Origin of the sequence: Streptomyces sp. MMG1533 (assembly GCF_001279775.1) — a bacterium.
Classification (GTDB): Bacteria; Actinomycetota; Actinomycetes; order Streptomycetales; family Streptomycetaceae; genus Streptomyces.
The window spans coordinates 1-19,013 of record NZ_LGDG01000265.1 but is presented as its reverse complement, the minus strand read 5'-3'; the positions used below and the strand labels follow the sequence as shown (position 1 = coordinate 19,013).

The 19,013-nt window shown below is 72.2% G+C and carries 18 protein-coding genes and 2 pseudogenes; 10 read left to right on the top strand and 10 right to left on the bottom strand.

Annotation, left to right across the window (positions count from 1 at the left end):
- Window positions 1-17: 17 nt before the first annotated feature.
- From ADK57_RS40305 to ADK57_RS40295, 3 genes and pseudogenes are all read left to right on the top strand, one after another.
- Window positions 18-1,064 (top strand): LacI family DNA-binding transcriptional regulator, encoded by a 1,047-nt coding sequence (locus tag ADK57_RS40305; RefSeq protein WP_107091769.1) that lies wholly within the window; start codon window positions 18-20, stop codon window positions 1,062-1,064.
- An 18-nt stretch (window positions 1,065-1,082) separates the two neighbouring features.
- Window positions 1,083-2,138: pseudogene (locus tag ADK57_RS40300) on the top strand (FAD-dependent monooxygenase).
- A 30-nt stretch (window positions 2,139-2,168) separates the two neighbouring features.
- Window positions 2,169-3,605, top strand: coding sequence for a benzaldehyde dehydrogenase (locus ADK57_RS40295; protein WP_053754700.1), 1,437 nt, complete (start codon window positions 2,169-2,171; stop codon window positions 3,603-3,605).
- A gap of 15 nt (window positions 3,606-3,620) precedes the next feature.
- Here ADK57_RS40295 and trxA read toward each other — a convergent pair whose 3' ends face one another.
- Window positions 3,621-4,007 (bottom strand): thioredoxin, encoded by a 387-nt coding sequence (gene trxA / locus ADK57_RS40290; protein ID WP_053754699.1) that lies wholly within the window; start codon window positions 4,005-4,007, stop codon window positions 3,621-3,623.
- Window positions 4,008-4,125: 118 nt separating this feature from the next.
- Here trxA and ADK57_RS40285 point away from each other — a divergent pair, with 118 nt between their 5' ends.
- On the top strand, window positions 4,126-5,559 hold the full coding sequence (locus ADK57_RS40285) for a dihydrolipoyl dehydrogenase family protein (RefSeq protein WP_053754698.1): 1,434 nt from the start codon (window positions 4,126-4,128) through the stop codon (window positions 5,557-5,559).
- Between the two features lie 9 nt (window positions 5,560-5,568).
- Here ADK57_RS40285 and ADK57_RS40280 read toward each other — a convergent pair whose 3' ends face one another.
- On the bottom strand, window positions 5,569-6,216 hold the full coding sequence (locus tag ADK57_RS40280) for a peptide deformylase (protein WP_053754697.1): 648 nt from the start codon (window positions 6,214-6,216) through the stop codon (window positions 5,569-5,571).
- 149 nt (window positions 6,217-6,365) lie between these two features.
- Between ADK57_RS40280 and ADK57_RS40275 the strand changes: the two genes are divergently transcribed.
- Window positions 6,366-7,781, top strand: a complete 1,416-nt coding sequence (locus ADK57_RS40275; RefSeq protein WP_053754696.1) for a PepSY-associated TM helix domain-containing protein — start codon at window positions 6,366-6,368, stop codon at window positions 7,779-7,781.
- 84 nt (window positions 7,782-7,865) lie between these two features.
- Here ADK57_RS40275 and ADK57_RS40270 read toward each other — a convergent pair whose 3' ends face one another.
- Both ADK57_RS40270 and ADK57_RS40265 read right to left on the bottom strand, forming a co-directional pair.
- A complete protein-coding gene (locus ADK57_RS40270) occupies window positions 7,866-8,213 on the bottom strand; it encodes a tetratricopeptide repeat protein (RefSeq protein ID WP_053754695.1) in 348 nt (115 codons plus the stop codon).
- Between the two features lie 50 nt (window positions 8,214-8,263).
- Window positions 8,264-8,719: a hypothetical protein gene (locus ADK57_RS40265; RefSeq protein ID WP_053754694.1), complete on the bottom strand. Its 456-nt coding sequence runs from the start codon at window positions 8,717-8,719 to the stop codon at window positions 8,264-8,266.
- A 135-nt stretch (window positions 8,720-8,854) separates the two neighbouring features.
- Here ADK57_RS40265 and ADK57_RS40260 point away from each other — a divergent pair, with 135 nt between their 5' ends.
- Window positions 8,855-9,820, top strand: coding sequence for a pirin family protein (locus ADK57_RS40260; protein ID WP_053754693.1), 966 nt, complete (start codon window positions 8,855-8,857; stop codon window positions 9,818-9,820).
- Window positions 9,821-9,919: 99 nt separating this feature from the next.
- Here the strand turns inward: ADK57_RS40260 and ADK57_RS40255 are convergent, their stop codons facing one another.
- From ADK57_RS40255 to ADK57_RS40235, 5 genes are all read right to left on the bottom strand, one after another.
- The gene (locus ADK57_RS40255; protein ID WP_053754692.1) at window positions 9,920-10,915 is read right to left on the bottom strand and encodes an Acg family FMN-binding oxidoreductase; all 996 of its coding nucleotides are present in this window, start codon (window positions 10,913-10,915) and stop codon (window positions 9,920-9,922) included.
- Between the two features lie 133 nt (window positions 10,916-11,048).
- Window positions 11,049-11,750, bottom strand: coding sequence for a response regulator (locus ADK57_RS40250; protein ID WP_053754691.1), 702 nt, complete (start codon window positions 11,748-11,750; stop codon window positions 11,049-11,051).
- Window positions 11,751-11,995: 245 nt separating this feature from the next.
- Window positions 11,996-12,667, bottom strand: a complete 672-nt coding sequence (locus tag ADK57_RS40245; RefSeq protein WP_053754690.1) for a CBS domain-containing protein — start codon at window positions 12,665-12,667, stop codon at window positions 11,996-11,998.
- Window positions 12,668-12,701: 34 nt separating this feature from the next.
- Window positions 12,702-13,169, bottom strand: coding sequence for a Crp/Fnr family transcriptional regulator (locus ADK57_RS40240; protein ID WP_053754689.1), 468 nt, complete (start codon window positions 13,167-13,169; stop codon window positions 12,702-12,704).
- Window positions 13,170-13,304: 135 nt separating this feature from the next.
- Window positions 13,305-15,017, bottom strand: a complete 1,713-nt coding sequence (locus ADK57_RS40235) for a SulP family inorganic anion transporter (RefSeq protein WP_053754688.1) — start codon at window positions 15,015-15,017, stop codon at window positions 13,305-13,307.
- A gap of 227 nt (window positions 15,018-15,244) precedes the next feature.
- On the opposite strand from ADK57_RS40235, the gene ADK57_RS40230 reads away from it, so the two are divergent.
- The 4 genes from ADK57_RS40230 (at window position 15,245) to ADK57_RS40215 (ending at window position 18,854) form a co-directional block, all read left to right on the top strand.
- On the top strand, window positions 15,245-15,874 hold the full coding sequence (locus ADK57_RS40230; protein ID WP_053754687.1) for a DoxX family protein: 630 nt from the start codon (window positions 15,245-15,247) through the stop codon (window positions 15,872-15,874).
- 160 nt (window positions 15,875-16,034) lie between these two features.
- Complete coding sequence (locus ADK57_RS40225) at window positions 16,035-16,940, top strand: universal stress protein (protein WP_053754686.1); 906 nt, start codon at window positions 16,035-16,037, stop codon at window positions 16,938-16,940.
- A 22-nt stretch (window positions 16,941-16,962) separates the two neighbouring features.
- The gene (locus tag ADK57_RS40220) at window positions 16,963-17,985 is read left to right on the top strand and encodes a zinc-dependent alcohol dehydrogenase (protein WP_053754685.1); all 1,023 of its coding nucleotides are present in this window, start codon (window positions 16,963-16,965) and stop codon (window positions 17,983-17,985) included.
- 5 nt (window positions 17,986-17,990) lie between these two features.
- A complete protein-coding gene (locus ADK57_RS40215; RefSeq protein WP_053754684.1) occupies window positions 17,991-18,854 on the top strand; it encodes a universal stress protein in 864 nt (287 codons plus the stop codon).
- A 14-nt stretch (window positions 18,855-18,868) separates the two neighbouring features.
- On the opposite strand, the pseudogene ADK57_RS49515 reads toward ADK57_RS40215, so the two are convergent.
- A pseudogene (locus tag ADK57_RS49515) lies at window positions 18,869-19,013 on the bottom strand (polyphosphate kinase 2); the annotation flags it as partial.

The window sequence follows — 19,013 nt, the reverse complement described above, 5'->3', positions numbered from 1 at the left end:
GCACAGGTTCTGCAAAGATGCGGTACGTCATGGTGCAGATACCGAAAACGCCCACGCCCGCGTCGCCCGTACCGCGCTCCGTGCCCACGAGCGCCGATGTGGCCCGCCTCGCCGGCGTGTCGCGCGCGACCGTCTCCTACGTCCTCAACAACACCAGCGCCGTCCGGATCAGCGAGCCCACGCGCCGCCGCGTCCACGAGGCCGCCAAGGAGCTCGGGTACGTGCCGCACGCGGCTGCCCGCAGCCTGCGCGCCGGGCACAGCCGGATGGTCCTGATGCCCGCGCCGACCTTCCCGGTAGGGCCGCTCTACACCCAGTTCATCAGCGAACTCCAGTGGGCCCTGGGGCGCCTGGACTACACGGTCGTGCAGTTCGGCACGGTCGGTCTGCACGGCGACGAGGCCGCCCGCGCCTGGGCCGAGCTGCGCCCGGTCGCCGTCCTGGTGCCCGGCTCCGGCCTCGGCCCCAAGGACGTCACGGTGCTCAAGCGCTCCGGCGCCCGGGCCGTGGTCACCCTCGGTCCCCAGGCCGTCGAGGGCGCCCACGCCCTGCTCATGGACCACGAGGCCGTCGGCCACTGCGCCGGAACCCACCTGTACGCCCGCGGCCGGCGCCGCATCGGCGTCGTCGTACCCGGGGAACCCGGCCTGGACGCCTTCTCCGCGCCCCGCCTCGAAGGCGTGCGACGGGCTCTGCACGGCACCGACGCAACCGTCACCGACCTGCCCCTCGCCTACGAGGAGGACGCCGCCGCACGGCTCGCCGCCCGCTGGCGCGAGCTCGACCTGGACGCCGTGTTCGCCTACAACGACGAGTACGCGATGCTGCTGATGAGCGCCCTGCAGGACGAGGGCGTCGCCATCCCGGGGGAGACGGCGGTGATCGGCGCCGACGACCTGATGCTCGGACGGCTGCTGCGGCCCAGACTGAGTACCGTCCACATCGAGCTGCCGTCCGGCCGCGACCTGGCCGAACTGGTCGACCGCGCGGTGCGCAACCCCGGCGCCGCGCCCGAGACGCACACGGTGCTGGGAGCCTCGGTGGTGCACCGCGACTCCAGCTGACCTCCAGGGAGGCGGGCCATGCGCACGACGGTCGGCATCATCGGCGGCCGCCTCGCCGGACTGCCCCTGGCCCGTCTGCTGCACCGGGCCGGCATCGGCTGTGCGGTCCGGAGAGCGGGACACGGGAGTACGTCGAACGGCGCCGGCGCGCCGGAATGGCGGAGCAGGGCACGGTCGACGCCCTGCGCGAGGCGGGCGCCGCCGACCGGCTCGACACCGAGGGGCCGGTGCATCACGGCATCAAGCTGCGGTTCGCGGGCGAACGCCACCGCATCGACTTCCCGGCCCTCATCGGCGGCCGTACCGTCACGAGCTACGCCCGGACCGAGACCGTGAGGGACCTTGTCGGGTTCCAACCGGTCGGCGGGCCACCGCTGTTGTCCGACGCTCAGGCGCCGGCGGTCGTGAAGGCGGAGAGCGGGCGGCCCGTCGTACGCTTCCGGCACGAGGGCCGCGAGCGGAGGCTCACCTGCGACCGGGTGGCCGGCTGCGACGGCTCCCACGGTGTCGCCCGTGACGCCTTCCCGACGGAGGCGAGCCGGACGTACGCCCGCCACTGCCCGTACTCCTGGCCGGGGATCCTGGCCGACGTCCTGCCGTCCCGCGACGAGTTGATCTACGCCCGTGGCGAGCGTGGCTGCGCCCCGCACGGCAGGCGCCCACCCTGCCCGATCACCGCCGAGTCCGTGACGCCGATGCGCAGTCACATCCACGAGCCGATGCGCCGCGGACGGCTGCTGCTCGCCGGGGGCGCCGCCCACACCGTCCGGCCGACCGGAGCCAAGGGCCTCGACTTCGCGGTGTCCGACGTCCGAGTCCTCGCGCCGGCCTTCGCCGTGCTGCACCGCACGGCGTCCGGACAGCTCCTGGACGGCTGTTTTGAGTTGTCCCTGGCGCGGGTGGGGCAGGCGCCCCCGGTTCTCGTACGACATGACTAGGATGTTGCACGCTCAACCAAATGGGGAGGCGTTCGACGACCGGATGCAGCTCGCACGGCTGCGCCGGATCACCGCATCCCGCCACGCGGCGGCCGAACTGGCCGCGAACCACTCGGGACTTCCGCTCGCCCTGTGAGTCCCGCCGGTGACCGAACGGAGAGCCGTCATGCCGTTGCTCGACCCCAAGACCTGGCAGTCCCGCACCCTGTCGGGACCTGAACACGCCGTCACCGAACCCGCCACCGGCGACACGCTCGCCGCCGTCACCCTCGCCACCGCCGAGGACGTCCGGACCGCCGCCGAGGCCGCCCGTACCGCCCAGGCGGAGTGGGCCCGCGTGCCCCACTTCGTCCGCGCCGCAGTGCTGCGCAAGGCCGGCGACCTGTTCGCCGCACACGCCGACGAACTGCGCGAATGGCTGGTCCGCGAGTCCGGGTCCATCCCCGGCAAGGCCGACTTCGAACTGCACGTCGCCGCCCAGGAGTGCTACGAGGCCGCAGCCCTTGCCTCCCGCCCGGCCGGGCAGGTCCTGCCCAGCGAGGCACCCCGGCTGTCCTACACGCGGCGCGTCCCGGTCGGCGTGGTGGGCGTGATCTCACCCTTCAACGCCCCGCTGATCCTCTCCATCCGCTCGGTCGCCCCGGCGCTCGCCCTCGGCAACGCGGTCCTCCTGAAGCCGGACCCGCGTACGGCGGTCTGCGGCGGGCTGTCACTGGCCGCGGTCTTCGCCGAGGCGGGCCTGCCGGAGGGGCTCTTCCACGTCCTGCCGGGCGGACCGGACGCCGGCCAGGCCCTGGTCTCCGACCCGCGGGTGCCGGTCATCTCCTTCACCGGGTCGACCGCGGCCGGCCGTGCCGTCGGCGAGGCAGCCGGACGTCATCTCAAGCGCGCGCACCTGGAACTCGGCGGCAACTCCGCCCTGATCGTCCTGGAGGATGCCGACCTCGACGCGGTGATCTCCACCGCCGCCTGGGGCTCCTTCTTCCACCAGGGCCAGATCTGCATGACCACCGGCCGCCACCTGGTGCACGAGTCGCTGTACGGCGAGTACGTCGAGCGGCTGGCGGCGAAGGCCGACTCGCTCGCCGTCGGCGACCCGTTCCGCGGTCAGGTCCATCTCGGCCCGGTCATCGACTCGGGCCAGCTCGCAAAGATCCACGGCCTGGTGGAGGCGAGCACGGCCCAGGGCGCCAAGCTGGCCGCGGGCGGCAGGCACGAGGAGCTCTTCTACCGGCCGACGGTCCTCGCCGACGTCGACGACCGCACGCCCGCCTATGCGGAGGAGGTGTTCGGCCCGGTCGCACCCGTGCGGTCGTTCGGCACGCCCGAGGAGGCGGCCGCCCTGGCCGCGGTCGGCCCCTACGGCCTCTCGCTCGGCATCGTCACCCGGGACGCCGCCCGCGGACTCGACCTGGCCGAGCGGATCCCGACCGGCATCGTCCACATCAACGACCAGACCGTGAACGACGAGGCTGTCGCCCCCTTCGGCGGCGTCGCCGCGTCCGGCACCGGCGCCCGCTTCGGCGGCGAGGCCAACCTGGAGGCCTTCACCGACGTGCGCTGGACGACGGTACGCGCGGACGTGGCGCCCTACCCCTTCTAAGAGCGGGTGGGGGGCTTACGCGCCGTTCTGCTCGGCCTGCGCCTGCTGATCGGCGACGGCCTTGCGGACCTCGTCCATGTCCAGCTTGCGGGCCTGCCCGATGACGTCCGTCAGGGCGGCCTCGGGCAGGGCGCCAGGCTGGGCGAACACGGCGACCTGGTCACGCACGATCATCAGCGTCGGGATCGACTGGATGCCGAAGGCCGCGGCCAGTTCCGGCTGCGCCTCGGTGTCCACCTTGCCGAACACCAGGTCCGGGTTCTCCGCGGCCGCCTTCTCGTAGACCGGCGCGAACTGCCGGCACGGGCCACACCAGGCCGCCCAGAAGTCGATCAGGACGAACTCGTTGTCCGTGACCGTCTCGTCGAAGTTCTCCTTGGTGAGCTCCACGGTGCTGCTCATGGCGTGATCCCTCTTCCTGGTGGGGGGCGAAACCGCTGGCACAACACGGCCTCCCCGGTACATATTCCGCGCGCTTACCCATGTGGCCTCCGCGCACACCACCCACCAGACTGACCCCATGACGGAAACGGAAACCATCGCGTACGACGTCGTGGTGCTCGGTGCCGGGCCCGTGGGGGAGAACATCGCCGACCGCACCCGTGCGGCCGGCCTCTCCACCGCGGTCGTGGAAAGCGAGCTGGTCGGCGGCGAATGCTCGTACTGGGCCTGCATGCCCAGCAAGGCCCTGCTGCGCCCGGTCATCGCCCGCGCCGACGCCCGCCGCACACCCGGCCTGAGCCAGGCGGTGCAGGGCCCCCTCGACACGGCCGCGGTCCTCGCCCACCGCGACTACTACACCTCCCACTGGAAGGACGACGGCCAGATCCAGTGGCTCGACGGCATCGGCGCCGACCTCTACCGCGGACACGGCCGCCTCGCCGGACCGCGCACGGTCACGGTCACCGGCCCCGACGGCGAGCAGAAGGTGCTGACCGCCCGGCACGCCGTGGCCGTCTCCACCGGCACCCGCGCCGTCCTGCCCGACCTGCCCGGCCTCGCCGAGGTCAAGCCCTGGACGAGCCGCGAGGCCACCAGCGCCCAGACGGCGCCCGGCCGGCTGGTCGTCGTCGGCGGGGGAGTGGTCGCCACCGAGATGGCGACCGTCTGGCAGGCCCTCGGCTCGCAGGTCACGCTCCTCGTCCGCGGCAAGGGCCTGCTGAACCGCATGGAGCCCTTCGCCGGCGAACTGGTCGCCGAAGCCCTCGTCGAGGCCGGCGCCGACGTGCGCACCGGCACCTCCGTCGAGTCGGTCACCCGCGAGAACGGCACGGTCGTGGTCGTCACCGACAGCGGCGACCGCATCGAGGCCGACGAGATCCTCTTCGCCACCGGACGCGCCCCGCGCACCGACGACATCGGCCTCGACACCATCGGCCTGGACCCCGGCTCCTGGCTGGACGTCGACGACAGCCTGCGCGTCACCGGCAGCCAGTGGCTGTACGCGGTCGGAGACGTCAACCACCGTGCCCTCCTCACCCACCAGGGCAAGTACCAGGCCCGGATCGCGGGCGCCGCCATCGCCGCCCGCGCCTCTGGCGTCCCCATCCTGGAGTCGGACCCCTGGGGCGCCCACACGGCCACCGCCGACCACGCGGCCGTCCCCCAGGTCGTCTTCACCGACCCCGAGGCGGCCGCCGTGGGACTCTCCCTGGCGGAGGCGGAACAGGCCGGACACCGCGTCCGCGCGGTCGACTACGACCTTGCCTCCGTCTCCGGAGCGGGCCTGTACGCCGACGGCTACAAGGGACGCGCCCGCATGGTCGTCGACCTCGAACGCGAGATCCTCCTCGGCGTCACCTTCGTCGGCCCCGGCGTCGGCGAGCTGATCCACTCGGCGACGATCGCGGTCGCCGGTCAGGTACCGATCAGCAGGCTCTGGCACGCGGTCCCGTCGTATCCGACGATCAGCGAGGTGTGGCTGCGGCTGCTGGAGGCCTACCGGGACAACTGACCCGGCCTGTCACCGGGGCAGCTCGAAGCCGAGGCAGGCCGCCGCCTCCTGAGGCGTCGGCTGCGCCCACCACCGGACCATCGCCTGGTTCGAGGACAGCGAGCGCAGTTCGGCGCGGTCGAGATACAGCATGCCGTCGAGGTGGTCGGTCTCGTGCTGGACGATCCGGGCGGGCCAGCCGGCGAACACCTCGTCCACCGGCCGGCCCGTCTCGTCCTCGCCGGTCAGCCGCACCTCGGCGGGCCGAGCCACCACCGCCTGCCAGCCCGGCACGCTCAGGCAGCCCTCGAAGAACGCGGCACGGGCGGTGCCGAGGGGTTCGTACGACGGATTGACCAGCACCCGGAACGGCTGCGGAACCCGTCCGCGCACCAGCCGTACCTCCTCCGGCACGGGTGCGGGGTCCTCGATGACCGCGATCCGCAGCCCCACACCGACCTGTGGTGCGGCGAGGCCCACGCCCGGTGCCGCGTGCATCGTGACCCGCAGGGCCTCGACGAAACGGGCCAGCAGCGCGGGCTCCAGCTGGCCGTCGAAGCGCTCGGTACCGCGCCGCAGCACCGGATCGCCGGCCGCGACGATGGGCAACGGGCCGTCCGTGGCCAGGAGTTCCTCGACCTGTTCGGCCAGGGGCGCGCGATCACGGGAAGAAACCATCGCGCCAGGATGCCACGACGCCGCCGAGCACCTCTCACCGTCCCGAGTGACGCACGCCACACGCGCCCTCGGGAACTCGGCGCCCCTTTCCCCCGACTTCTGGACCGCTACAGCCGAGAACCGCCCCCTGCCCCGGGAGAAGTCCGCCGATGTCCACCGTTCCCTCGACCACCACGGACGAGGCCCCGCAACCCGCCGCCGCCCCGGCACCGCCGTCCCCCAGTACATGGTCCCCACTGCGCCCGCTGATCCTGCGCCTGCACTTCTACGCCGGCGTGTTCGTCGCGCCGTTCCTTTTCGTCGCCGCCGTCACCGGGTTCCTGTACGCCGGCGCGTTCCAGGCCGAGAAGATCGTCTACGCCGACGAGATGACCGTCTCCGCCGTCGGCGACGCCAAGCTGCCGATCTCCGAGCAGGTGGCCGCCGCCCGCGAGGCGCACCCCGAGGGCACGGTCTCGGCGGTACGTCCCTCGCCGGAGGACGACGCGACCACCAGGGTGCTGCTGGCCGGCGTCAAGGGCGTCGACCCGAACCACACCCTGGCCGTGTTCGTCGACCCGTACACCGCGAAGGTGCGGGGCGCGCTGGAGCAGTACGGTTCCACCGGCGCGCTGCCGCTGCGCACCTGGATCGACGAGTTCCACCGCGATCTGCACCTGGGGGAGAACGGCCGCCTCTACAGCGAACTCGCCGCCAGCTGGCTGTCGGTGATCGCGGCCGGCGGACTGGTCCTGTGGTTCGCCCGCCGGCGTGCGCTGCGCAAGGTGCGCGGCACCAGTGGGCGGCGCCGCACGCTCGGCCTGCACGGCACCGTAGGCGTCTGGGCCGCGATCGGCTTCTTCTTCCTGTCGGCGACCGGCCTGACCTGGTCGACCTATGCCGGCGCGAACATCGACGAACTGCGCACCTCGCTCGGCCAGTCCACCCCGTCGGTCACGGCGACCGCCGGCGGCGACCACTCGGGCCACGGCGAGTCCGCCTCGGCCGGGGACGCGGAGCACGGCGTGGGCCTCGACAAGATCCTGGCCGCCGCCCGCGCGGAAGGGCTCGGGGACCCCGTCGAGATCGTCCCGCCGGCGGACGCCTCGTCGGCGTACGTGGTGAAGCAGGTGCAGCGCAGCTGGCCCGAGAAACAGGACGCGGTCGCGGTCGACCCGGCCACCGGCGAGGTCACCGACGTCCTGCGGTTCGACGACTACCCGGTGCTGGCCAAGCTGACCCGCTGGGGCATCGACCTGCACACCGGAGTCCTCTTCGGCCTGGTCAACCAGATCGGGCTGATGCTGCTCGCGCTCTCGCTGATCCTGCTGATCGTGCTGGGCTACCGCATGTGGTGGCAGCGCGGCCGCGGCTCCTCCTTCGGGCGGCCGATCCCGCGCGGTGCCTGGCAGCAGGTGCCTCCGCAGATCCTGCTGCCGTGCGTTGCGGTGATCGCCGTGCTCGGTTACTTCGTGCCGCTGCTCGGCATCCCGCTGGCCGCGTTCATCGTCGTGGACGTCCTGCTCGGCGAGATCGCCCACCGGCGGGGGCGAAGCACACAGGCGAGCGGCGCCGACGCGAAGTAGCGGACCTGCACGACGGAGGGCGGCGTGACACATGGCCCGGGCCCGGTTCCCGGGAAAGGGAACCGGGCCCGGGCCGCAGTCCGTTCAGAGCTGTTCGAAGTCGCCCGCGAGCGCCGAGGCGAGGCGCATGTGCGGCTCCGCCTCCTCGTGCCGGCCCTGCCGCTGCAACGTGCGGCCCAGCATCAGCCGCGCGTAGTGCTCCACCGGGTCCCGCTCGACGATCACGCGCAACTCGCTCTCCGCGCGCCGCAGTTGGGCCGAGTGATAGTAGGCGCGGGCCAGCAGGAGCCGCGGTCCGGTCTGCTCCGGCACCTCCTCGACCAGCCCGCCCAGGACACGCGCCGCGGCGGCGTAGTCCTTCGCGTCGAAGAACATCCGCGCGCGCTCCCAGCGCTCCGTCGGCGTTCCGTGGTCGTAGTACGTCATCTCCACTGCTGACCTCCTTCGCCGCCTTCAACCCCGCGAGATGGTCAAACATTCCACTACTTGGGTGACTGCCCGGCGAGCGCGGCCAGTTCCGCGTTCGCCCGCTCGGTGACCAGGGCGAGCACACGCCCTGCGATCGCCAGGTCCTCCGCGGGGATGCCGGCGTAGATGCGGGCCGAGATCTTCCCGGTCTCGGTGCTCGTCTCGACGTACAGATCCCGTCCGGCTTCCGTGATCAGCACCTTCGGGCCATCGATCGTCACCAGATGCTTCGCGGCCAGCTCGTCGACGACGCCGTGCGCGTCCGCAGCCTCGGTCTTGAGACTGTCGACGACCTGCGCGACGAGTCCGTCGCGCTCGACGGGGCCGTCGGCGACCGCGACGAGTCGCAGGGTCACCCCTTGCTGGAACACCAATCCGTAGCGGGCCAGGACGTTCTCCAGTACGGCGCGTCCGGCGTAGTGGGCCAGGCCGATGGTGCGGCCGCCGACGGTGGGTGCGGTGGTGGTCATGACTGCTCCTCGATTCCTCGGTTCACGGCTCCTCGATTCCGTGAATACAGTACATGGATATTATATCCATGGCTACTAATGAACGGGGGGTTGTTGGCCTGACGCGGGAGCCCGCGCGGAGCTAGGTTGAGCGGCATGAGCAATCTTGATCGCGAGGCGGTTCCCGCCCTGTGCGGCGGCCGCGGCTTCGTGGTGGCCGAGCCCGTCCGGGAACTCCTCAGCCCTCGCCACGTCAAGCTCGGCGAGTCCACCGAGGTCCGCCGCCTGCTGCCCAACCTGGGCCGCCGTATGGTCGGCGCCTGGTGCTTCGTCGATCACTACGGCCCCGACGACATCGCCGAAGAACCCGGCATGCAGGTGCCGCCGCATCCCCACATGGGCCTGCAGACCGTGAGCTGGCTGCACCAGGGCGAGGTGCTGCACCGCGACTCCACAGGCAGCCTCCAGACGATCCGACCGCGCGAACTGGGCCTCATGACCTCCGGCCGGGCGATCAGCCACTCCGAGGAGAGCCCCAGGCCCCACGCCCGGTTCCTGCACGGCGCCCAGCTGTGGGTCGCCCTCCCGGACGGCCACCGCCACACCGACCCGCACTTCGAGCACCACGCCGAGCTGCCCCTCGTCACGGCACCGGGCCTGACGGCGACGCTCATCCTCGGCAGCCTCGACGGCGCGACCTCGCCCGGCACGACGTACACCCCGATCGTCGGCGCCGACCTCACCCTCGCCCGCGGCACGGACGTACGCCTGCCGCTGGAACCGGACTTCGAGTACGCCGTGCTCTCCATGTCCGGCGAGGCGCACGTGGACGGTGTGCCGGTACTGCCGGGCTCGATGCTCTACCTCGGCTGCGGCCGCACCGAACTCCCGCTGCGCGCCGAGTCCGACGCGGACCTGATGCTCCTGGGCGGTGAGCCGTTCGAGGAGGAGCTGGTCATGTTCTGGAACTGGATCGGGCGGTCCCAGGAAGAGATCGTGCAGGCTCGCGAGGACTGGATGACGGGGTCGCGCTTCGGTGAGGTGAAGGGGTACGACGGCGCTCCGCTGCCCGCTCCCGCGCTTCCGCCGGTGCCGCTGAAACCTCGGGGAAGAGTGCGCTGAACCGTGCAGACGTGCATGGGTGGTGGCTGGGGGAGGGGGAGGCAGGAGTCGGGGCGTCCTGCCTCCGGGGCTTTCGACCCGGCTCCGCCGCGAGCAGGGTTACTCCGCCTTGTGTGCGGCGTGCTCCTCGGCCAGCGTCTGCCGGGCTGTGCGACGCGGCGTGGCGGGACCCTCGGGGCCGTATCCGAGGCGGATCACCATCTGCGCGTGGGCACGGCTCTCGTCGGCCGGCGGTGCGATGTGCTCGCGCAGGTCGGGCCATTCCAGCGCCTGGTGCAGAAGGGACGCCCGTAGGCCGTGGACGGTGGCCACCAACAGCACGCGTTCGAGGGCCTGACCCGCGCGCAGCCAGTCCGTGCGTCGATCGTGGGTGGTGGACAGGACGGCGATGGAGGGGTGTTTCTCGAAGGGGCGGGCCGCCAGCACGTCCGGGTGGCGGTGGGCGCCGAAGTCCCGCATCGGGAGGTGGTCGCGGAAGTCCTGCCGCCCGAGTGCCTCGGGCGGCATGCCCAGGGCGGTGTCGTCCACTGCGTGCACCCAGCGGCGGCTCTCGCCGGCACGGTCGGCATCGGCGGTGTTGCGGTGCTCCGCCTCCCTGGTCAGCTGCAGCAGACGCTCGGTCTGATGGGTGGCGAGATGGTGCAGCCGGGCCCCTTCGGCGTGGGCCGTTTCGGCGAGTTCGGTGAGTACGGCGGCGGGCGGTGGCCGCTCGGAGAAGGGGAAGCGGCTGCTGTGCCGGCGCCACAGGGCGTCGTACAGGCCGAGTGAGGTGCCGTGGACGGCGCCACCGATGCGCACGGTGGCGAGCAGGTCCGGCTGGTCGGGGCGCGGGAGCAGCCGGGTCACGGGTGCCCAGCCGAAGTGCGCGACCGCCAACCGCAGATTGAGGACGGCGCAGCCGACGGAGAGATGCAGGGCTCGTCCGGTCGGGTCGATGCGGTGCAGGCCTCGTTCCGCTACGGCGCGGATCTCCAGGGTGAGCGTGTCCGGGTCGAGCCGGAAGCGCCAGGGCTGGGTGTTGTGGATCGAGGGCGCGGCCACGGCCGCGGAGACGAGGGTCTCCAGGGTCGGGACGTCGAGCACTGCCGAAGGCATGGGAAGCTCCTCCCCGCCCCACGCCTCCTACGGGGCACGGAGCTTCTCGGGACCGCTCCAGCGTGTCGTCCGGGGGGGCGCGCCCGGCAGGGGCCGTTGGGCCCTCTGCGGGCCCTGATGGCCCAGGCGTTCGTCAGTGTGCGGAGCGTTCGCCCGAATCGGGTTGCTCCAGCTGGGAGGCGAGGACCGCGGCCTGGACCCGGCGCTGCACGCCGAGCTTGGCCAGCAGCCGGCTGATGTGGTTCTTGACCGTCTTCTCCGAGAGGTAGAGCTTCTTGCCGATCTCGCGGTTGGTCAGCCCGTCCCCGATCAGGGTGAGGATGTCCCGCTCGCGCGGGGACAGACTCGCCAGCTCGGGCGACACGGCCGGGGCCTCGGCCGGGTCTGCGCGCAGCGAGCGCATCAGACGGGCCGTCGTGGCGGGGTCCAGCATCGACTGGCCCGAGGCGACGGTGCGGACCGCCGAGATCAGGTCCGAGCCCTTGATCTGCTTGAGGACGTAGCCCGCGGCCCCGGCCATGATGGCGTCGAGCAGGGCGTCCTCGTCGTCGAACGACGTCAGCATCAGACAGGCCAGCTCGGGCATCCGGCTGCGCAGTTCCCGGCAGACCGTGATGCCGTCGCCGTCCGGCAGCCGAACGTCGAGCACGGCGACATCGGGGCGCAGCGCGGGGCCGCGCACGAGTGCGTGCTCGACCGTGTCCGCGTCGCCGACCACACTGATGTCCGGTTCGGCGTCGAGCAGGTCGGTGATGCCGCGCCGTACGACCTCGTGGTCGTCCAGGAGGAACACACGGATGGGGTGCTGCTCGCTGAAGGTGTGTGCCTCGGCCATGACGACCCCTTGGTTCCCCGACGACGTGACGTACGGACCGCGGACTGTCCGTGACGACGATCATCACTCGCCGGGGCCGGATGCACTAGGGCCGACCGGCCCCATCGAACCGGGGGAGTGACCGCATTCGGCTCAACGGCCACGGTCCGGCGGCCCCTCCCGGCTGCGGTCATCCGATGAGGCGGCCCTCGCGGAGGTCGGGCGGAGGCCGGGCCGGTCGGTCCGACGAGGGGGTGGGTGCTCCCTCAGGGCACACGCCCGAACTCGGGCGGGGTGTCGTGGCCGGACAGTTCGAACTGCACGTCCACCACTCCTTCGACAGCGCGTACCAGGCGCGCGGCCACGGGGACCAGGGACGTGTCCCGGACGCGTCCGGCGAGGTTCACGACTCCGTCGCAGACCTTCACCCGTACCGCTGACGCGGGGGCGGGGAAGAGGTAGGCCACGACCTCCCGCCGGACCTCCTCGGCGATCTCCTCGTCGCCGCGCAGGAACACCTTGAGCAGATCCGACCGGCTGACGACGCCCTCCAGCATGCCCAGCTCGTCGACCACGGGGAGCCGCTTCACCTTGGCGTGCGCCATGGTGCGTGCGGCCTGGGCGAGTGTCGCGTCGGGCCGGGTGGTGAGGGCGGGAGAGGTCATCAGCTCTCCGGCGGTCACCGCGCCGGCCTTCGCCAGGTCGGACAGGCGCCGCAGCTGTGTGTACCGGTCGGGGTCGCTGTCGCGGAACTCCTCCTTGTGCAGCAGATCGGCTTCCGAGACGACACCGACGACGCGGCCCTCGCTCTCGAGGACCGGCAGGGCGCTGACCTTCCAGTCCTGCATCAGCTGCACGATCTCCTTGAAGGTGGCCCTGCGGCCGACGGCGGTCACCGTGTGGGTCATGACATCGCTGACGTGGGGGGTGCCGTGCATCGTGACTCCTCCGTCACTGCCGGTCGAGGGCTGGTCAGACGACACTGCCCGAGCCATAGGGGGCGTACAGGTCCAGAAGGCGGATCCTGGCGGAACGCAGGCGGTGGGCCAGTACCTCGCCGACCCACTGGGCGACGGAATGCCCGAGGGCCGGGTCCTCCTCGCACATCGCGCGAACGGCAGCGGCATCGAACTCGTACGCCCGAACCGGGGTCGTCGCCTGGGCGCCCAGGTGCCAGACGTGCGGTGCGAACAGCCAGGACCAGCCGATGAGTTCGTTGTGTCCGAGGCGTTCGATGACCGCTGCGCGGCGGCCGGGCACGTGCATGTCGAGTTCGACGGTGCCGGTGCGGATGATCCAGAACCGGTCCGCGCGGAAGCCCTCTTCGAAGAGGCGCGTCCCCTGCGGGACGGAGACCTCCCGGGCGATGCGCATGAGCCGCTGCCCGTGCTCTGCGGGCAGCGCGCGCAACATGCTGGGGGTAGGGGGCGGAGCAGTCATGGCGTGCCTCCCGACGGAACCCGAGAACTGCCATTCCCAGCGTGAATCCGCTCCGTGTGACGGGCCATGGGCCACCCGGCCCTCGGGCCGGGGCCGGCCGGCACGGTTGCCCGCCCTGACCATCCGGTCTGCGGCCTACTGATCGCCGCACCATGTCCGGTAGGCGGTCACCGCGGTCGGCAGGGTCGGAAAGATCATGTCCGTCCCCACGGACTCCACGAGGCCGTACGCCTTCAGGTCGTCCATAAGGTCCTGCTTCACCCGGGCGAGGGCGAACACGACGCCGCGCCGGGCGAGTTCGCGGCGCAGCTCGTCGACCGCGTCCAGGGCGGTGATGTCGACCTCCACGTTGGCCTCGGTGTTGAGGACGAACCAGCGGACAGGGTCGCTCTGTTCGTCGACGGCGGCCAGAGCCCGACGACGGAAGTCCTCCGCGTTCGCGAAGAACAGGGGCGAGTCGTAGCGGTAGACCAGCAGGCCGGGGATGGTGCGGGCCTGCGGGTAGTCGTCGACGTCGTGCATGCCGGCCACGCCGGGCACCAGTCCCTCGACCGCGTCGTGGGGGCGCGCCACCCGGGTCAGCAGTTCGGCCACCGACAGGCCGACGGCGACCAGAACGCCGTACAGGATGCCGAAGGCGAGTACCCCGGCCAGACAGCCGAGAGCCAGGAGCAGCTCTCTGCGGCGAAAGGACGCCAGCCGGCGGAAGCCCGCGAGGTCGATCATGCGGATCGCGGCGTAGACGACGAGAGCGCCGAGGACGGCGGAGGGCGTCCGGGCGAGCAGCGGGCTGAGGAAGAGAAGGACGGCGAGGACCGCCGCTCCGGCCACCAGGGAGTACGCCTGACTGCGGGCGCCCGCCGACGAGGCGAGGGCGGTGCGGCTGGCACTGCTGCTCACCGGGAAGCCGTGCAACGCAGAGGCTCCGAGGTTGGCCGTGCCCAGGGCGAGGAACTCCTGGTCGGCGTCGAGACCGGGGCCGTCGTCGTCGCGGCCGCGGAAGGCCCGTGCGGTGAGGATGAAGTCGGTGTACGCGACGAGAAGCACGCCGAGGGCGGGCAGGACCAGGTGGGGCAGCTCGCCCAGGTCCGGTGCGGCCAGGTCGGGCAACCCGGACGGGACGTCGCCGATCACCTTGAGGCCGTGCCGGTCGTCGAGGTCGAGGACCAGCACGGACACCGTGCCGAGGACCACGGTGAGCAGGGGGCCGGGCACGGCACGGAAGTACCGTGCCGTCACGAAGAGGAAGGTGAGTGCGGCGGCCGAGAAGATGACGGTGGTGGGATGCGCGTCCGGTAAATTCGCCAAGAACGACCACAGTTGAGAGAAGAACCTGGTCCCCGTCGTCCCCACCCCGGTGAGTTTGGGCAGCTGGTCCACCATCATGATCAGCGCCACTCCCGCGAGATAGCCGATCAGGACCGGGCGGGAGAGCAGGTCCGCGAGGAAGCCCAGTCGTACCGCCCATGCCGCGAGGCACAGCAGTCCGACCGTGGCGGCCAGGGCAGCTGCCAGCGCGGCGTAACGCCCCGGGTCTCCGGCGGCGAGCGGGCCGACCACCGTGGCCGTCATCAGCGCGGTCGTGGACTCGGGGCCGACCGAGAGCAGGCGCGAGGAACCGAACAGCGCGTACAGCCCGAGGGCGGGCAGGATCGCCCACAGTCCCGCCACCGGAGGCAGCCCGGCCACACCGGCGTAGGCCATGACCTGCGGCACGAGATACGCGGCCACGGTGACGCCGGCCAGCAGGTCGCCCTTCAGCCACGAGCGCCGGTAGCCGAGGAGGACGCCGAGCCCGGGCACCAGCCGGAGCCACCTCGAGGCGTGCCCGCCCGAGCCCTGGACCATGAGTCACCTTTCGCCGGATGACCTCAGGATCCACCGACTCGCGACCAGCCGCGAGACATACACCGATGGCGAACCGTCAGGTTGGCCACAACGGGCCCAACGGGCCTCGCGGCCAGGGCCGTTCAGCCCAGCGGCCGCGGACCTTCGGCATCCGGCGGGCACCGGCGCGCGACACCAGAGTGAGGGGCGTCAGGCACCGACCGGACATCCCCGAAGGGATCACCGCCATGTCCGTACACGAGCACCCTCATCGGAGCCCGGGCTTTGGCCTGCCGTCCTTCCGCAGGAGCCGGACCGCCTCCTCCTCCGGGCCGGCCGTGTCGGCACTCGGCGACACACGGACCGTGCAGGCCTACGCCCTCGCGTCCCTGCGTCTGCTCACCGGGTTCGTCTTCCTGTGGGCCTTCCTCGACAAGGCGTTCGGCCTCGGCTACGCCACTTCGTCCGGCAAGGGCTGGATCGACGGCGGCTCGCCGACCAAGGGCTTCCTCAGCGGTGTCGCCGCAGGGCCGATGGAGTCCACCTTCCACTCCTGGGCGGGGGACACCTGGGCGGACTGGCTGTTCATGGCCGGCCTGCTCGGCATCGGGCTGGCCCTGATCGGCGGCATCGCTCTGCGGCTCGCCGCCTTCGCGGGCGTCGCGATGATGGCGCTGATGTGGATCGCCGAGTGGCCGCCCGCCCGACACCTGTCGGACGGCTCGCCGAGCATGTCCACCAACCCGTTCGTCGACTACCACGTCGTCTACGCCGTCGTCCTGATCGCCCTGGCCGTGACCTCCGCCGGCGACACCCTGGGCGTCGGCAAGCTCTGGGCCAGGCTCCCGATGGTTCGCCGCAGCCGCCGGCTGCGCTGACCTCGGGAGGCACGGCGGACCCCACCGGGGGGTCCGGGTCCGCCGTGCCGGCCCGTCGGTAGGGCCGGTCGGCCCCCATGGAGGACCTGCGGCCCCTGCAAAGGACCCCGTTGGAAGACGATGCTCGAATCGGAGCCCCCCGATTCAGAAGGTGGAGATCATGACGCGCACCGTCATCGTTGGCCTCGACGGCTCACCCGAGAGCCAGGCCGCCGCCGAATGGGCGGCCCGCGAGGCACAGCTGCTCGAACTGCCGTTGAAGCTGGTCAACGTCTGGGAGCCGGTACCGGAGCCCATGGCGCAGGCACCGCTCCTCGGCGCCGAGACACAACAGCACTGGACCGAGCGGATTCCCCGGGAGTCGGCCGAAGGGCTCCGACTGCGTCACCCCGGCCTGGAAGTGATCGCCGAGCAGCTGAACGGCCGGCCCGGCGAGGTACTGGCGGGCCTGTCGAAGGACACGGAACTGCTCGTCCTCGGCACGCGCGGGCTGAGCGGGGTCGCCGGATTCATGGTCGGTTCGGTGGGACTCTCCGTGGTGGCGCACGCCCAGCGGCCGATCGTCCTGGTCCGGGCCGGTGAACAGGCCGCCGACGAGCACGAGATGGACCCGGCCGGCATCCCTTCCGCCGCGACCCCGTTCCGGCCCGTCGTGCTCGGTCTCGACACGGACGGCCCCGACGACGCGGTGCTCGCGTTCGCCTTCGAGGAGGCCGTCCGCCGCGGCACCTCCGTGCGGGTCGTGCACGGCTGGAACCTGCCGCCGTACTACGTCTACGGCCTGGCCGCCGACCTGGAGCTGCACGGCGAGATCGCCCGCCAGAAGGCCGCCGAGCTCACCGAGGCGCTGCGTCCCTGGCGGCAGAAGTACCCGGCGGTCGAGGTCGTCGAGGAGTCCCGCTCCGGCAGCCCCGCCAACCACCTGGTGGACGCCTCCCGCGATGCCTCTCTGGTCGTGGTGGGCCGCCGGATCCGGCGCAGCCCGCTCGGCGCCCACGTCGGCCCCGTCACGCACGCCGTACTGCACCACTCCACCGCCCCCGTCGCCGTCGTCCCGCACGACTGAAGCAATCCGAGGAGCAGCAATCATGAAGGCAGCGGTCGTACGGGCCTTCGGTGAGCCCCTGGTCATCGAGGAACGCCCGGACCCCGAGCCCGGCCCCGGACAGGTCCGTGTCCGGGTCGAGGCGTCCGGCCTGTGCCACACCGACATCCACGCCGCGCACGGCGACTGGCCCGTCAGGCCGAACCCGCCGTTCGTCCCCGGACACGAGGGCGTCGGACTGGTCGAGAAGCTCGGCGACGGCGTCACCCACCTCGCGGTGGGACAGCGCGTCGCGGTGCCGTGGCTGGGCTGGGCGTGCGGGCGGTGCGAGCACTGCCTGTCCGGCTGGGAGACGCTGTGCGAGCAGCAGGTCAACACCGGGTACGGCTGCGACGGCGGGTACGCCGAGAAGATGCTGGCCTCGGCCGACTTCGCGCAGCCGGTGCCCCGGGGCGTCACCGCGCTCGACGCCGCACCCCTGACCTGCGCGGGCGTGACCACCTACAAGGCGCTGAAGGTCGCCGGCGTACGGCCCACGCAACTGGTCGCCATATCCGGCGTCGGGGGACTGGGGCACCTCGCGGTGCAGTACGCGAAGATCGCCGGCGCGCAGGTCGCCGCGATCGACGTCACCGACGAGAAACTCGACCTCGCCGCGGAACTCGGCGCCGACCTCGTCATCGACGCCCGCAAGGACGACGTGGGCGAGACGCTCAAGCGCTACGGCGGCGCGCACGCCGCGATCGCCCTCGCCGTGAACGAGGCCGCGTTCGCCGCGGTCCACTCCGGGCTGCGACGCGGCGGCAAGCTCGTCATGGTCGCCCTGCCGGCGCACGGCACGATCCAGGTGCCGATCTTCGACACCGTGCTGAACGGCACCTCGGTGATCGGCTCCATCGTCGGCACCCGGCAGGACCTCGCCGAGGTCTTCCGGCTGCACGCCGCCGGACGCACCAGGGTGATCCAGGAGACCCGTCCGCTCGCCTCCGTCAACGAGTCCATCGACGAAGTGCTGCGCGGCGAGGTCAAGGCCCGCATCGTGTTCGACCTGGGTGCGGGGCGGTGACGACGATGAGGGAACGTCCCCTGGTCGTGGGAGTGGACGGCTCCGAGCCGAGCCTGCGGGCCGTCGACTGGGCGGCCGATGAGGCCGCGCTGCGCGGGGTGCCGCTGCGGGTGGTGTACGCCTCGTTGTGGGAGCGCTACGAGGGCGCCGCGCTCTCCGCGGACCTCGACAAGCCGTCGGAGCAGGTCATGGCCGACGACATCGTCGCGGCCGCCGCCCGGCGGGTCCGCAGCCGGTACCCGGCGCTGATGATGTCCGTGGACGTGGCGCCGGAGGAGCCGGAGTACACCCTTCCGCGGGAGGGACGGCACGCCACCGCGGTGGTGGTCGGCACCCGCGGCCGCAGTGCCCTCGCCGAAGCGCTGCTGGGTTCCGTCAGCCTGACGGTGGCCACGCATGCCCACTGTCCCGTCATCGTGGTCCGCGGCAGCCACGACGACCAGAACCGGGCCCCGCGCCACGGCCGGGTGCTCGTGGGCGTCGGGGAGGACGGCAAGGAGTCGGAAGCCGTGCGCTTCGCCTACGAGGAGGCGAGGCTGCGCGGGGTGCCGCTGGAGGCGGTCCGGGCCTGGCGGTGCCCCGCCCCCGAGGCCACCGACCACCCCCTGCTCGCGGGTGAGCCCGGACGGCTGCACGAGAAGCGGGCCGTCGAAGCGCTGGAGACGGCGCTGCGGGACGCTCCGCAGGACGTGGACGTGCGCCGCCGTACTGCCGAGGGCCACCCCTGGAGGGTGCTGGTGGAGGCCTCGCACCACGCCGACCTCCTGGTCGTCGGTTCCAGGGGCCGCCACGGACACCTCGGCCGGGTCGCCCACGCGGTGCTGCACCACGCCGCCTGCCCGGTGGCCGTCATACCCGCCTCGGAGTGAGCACGGTGACCGGCTCAGAGGCTTGCCGCGTGATCGGGGACGTAGGTCTGCAGATCGCGCGGCGGGCGCTGGTAGCCGGTCGAGGGCGGCCGCGGGGGCAACTCCAGCACCGGCGGCGGCACCTCCTGGTACGGGACGGAGCCCAGCAGGTGGGCGATC

Bases quoted from the DNA above. Each gene is read 5' to 3' on its own strand.
- ADK57_RS40240 (WP_053754689.1), bottom strand. From the start codon at position 13,169: ATGACTGCTCCGCCCCCTACCCCCAGCATGTTGCGCGCGCTGCCCGCA.
- ADK57_RS40255 (WP_053754692.1), bottom strand. From the start codon at position 10,915: ATGCCTTCGGCAGTGCTCGACGTCCCGACCCTGGAGACCCTCGTCTCC.
- ADK57_RS40280 (WP_053754697.1), bottom strand. From the start codon at position 6,216: ATGGTTTCTTCCCGTGATCGCGCGCCCCTGGCCGAACAGGTCGAGGAA.
- ADK57_RS40220 (WP_053754685.1), top strand. From the start codon at position 16,963: ATGAAGGCAGCGGTCGTACGGGCCTTCGGTGAGCCCCTGGTCATCGAG.
- ADK57_RS40250 (WP_053754691.1), bottom strand. From the start codon at position 11,750: ATGGCCGAGGCACACACCTTCAGCGAGCAGCACCCCATCCGTGTGTTC.
- ADK57_RS40235 (WP_053754688.1), bottom strand. From the start codon at position 15,017: ATGGTCCAGGGCTCGGGCGGGCACGCCTCGAGGTGGCTCCGGCTGGTG.
- ADK57_RS40215 (WP_053754684.1), top strand. From the start codon at position 17,991: ATGAGGGAACGTCCCCTGGTCGTGGGAGTGGACGGCTCCGAGCCGAGC.
- ADK57_RS40285 (WP_053754698.1), top strand. From the start codon at position 4,126: ATGACGGAAACGGAAACCATCGCGTACGACGTCGTGGTGCTCGGTGCC.
- trxA (WP_053754699.1), bottom strand. From the start codon at position 4,007: ATGAGCAGCACCGTGGAGCTCACCAAGGAGAACTTCGACGAGACGGTC.
- ADK57_RS40275 (WP_053754696.1), top strand. From the start codon at position 6,366: ATGTCCACCGTTCCCTCGACCACCACGGACGAGGCCCCGCAACCCGCC.
- ADK57_RS40225 (WP_053754686.1), top strand. From the start codon at position 16,035: ATGACGCGCACCGTCATCGTTGGCCTCGACGGCTCACCCGAGAGCCAG.
- ADK57_RS40260 (WP_053754693.1), top strand. From the start codon at position 8,855: ATGAGCAATCTTGATCGCGAGGCGGTTCCCGCCCTGTGCGGCGGCCGC.
- ADK57_RS40245 (WP_053754690.1), bottom strand. From the start codon at position 12,667: ATGCACGGCACCCCCCACGTCAGCGATGTCATGACCCACACGGTGACC.
- ADK57_RS40305 (WP_107091769.1), top strand. From the start codon at position 18: ATGCGGTACGTCATGGTGCAGATACCGAAAACGCCCACGCCCGCGTCG.
- ADK57_RS40265 (WP_053754694.1), bottom strand. From the start codon at position 8,719: ATGACCACCACCGCACCCACCGTCGGCGGCCGCACCATCGGCCTGGCC.
- ADK57_RS40230 (WP_053754687.1), top strand. From the start codon at position 15,245: ATGTCCGTACACGAGCACCCTCATCGGAGCCCGGGCTTTGGCCTGCCG.
- ADK57_RS40295 (WP_053754700.1), top strand. From the start codon at position 2,169: ATGCCGTTGCTCGACCCCAAGACCTGGCAGTCCCGCACCCTGTCGGGA.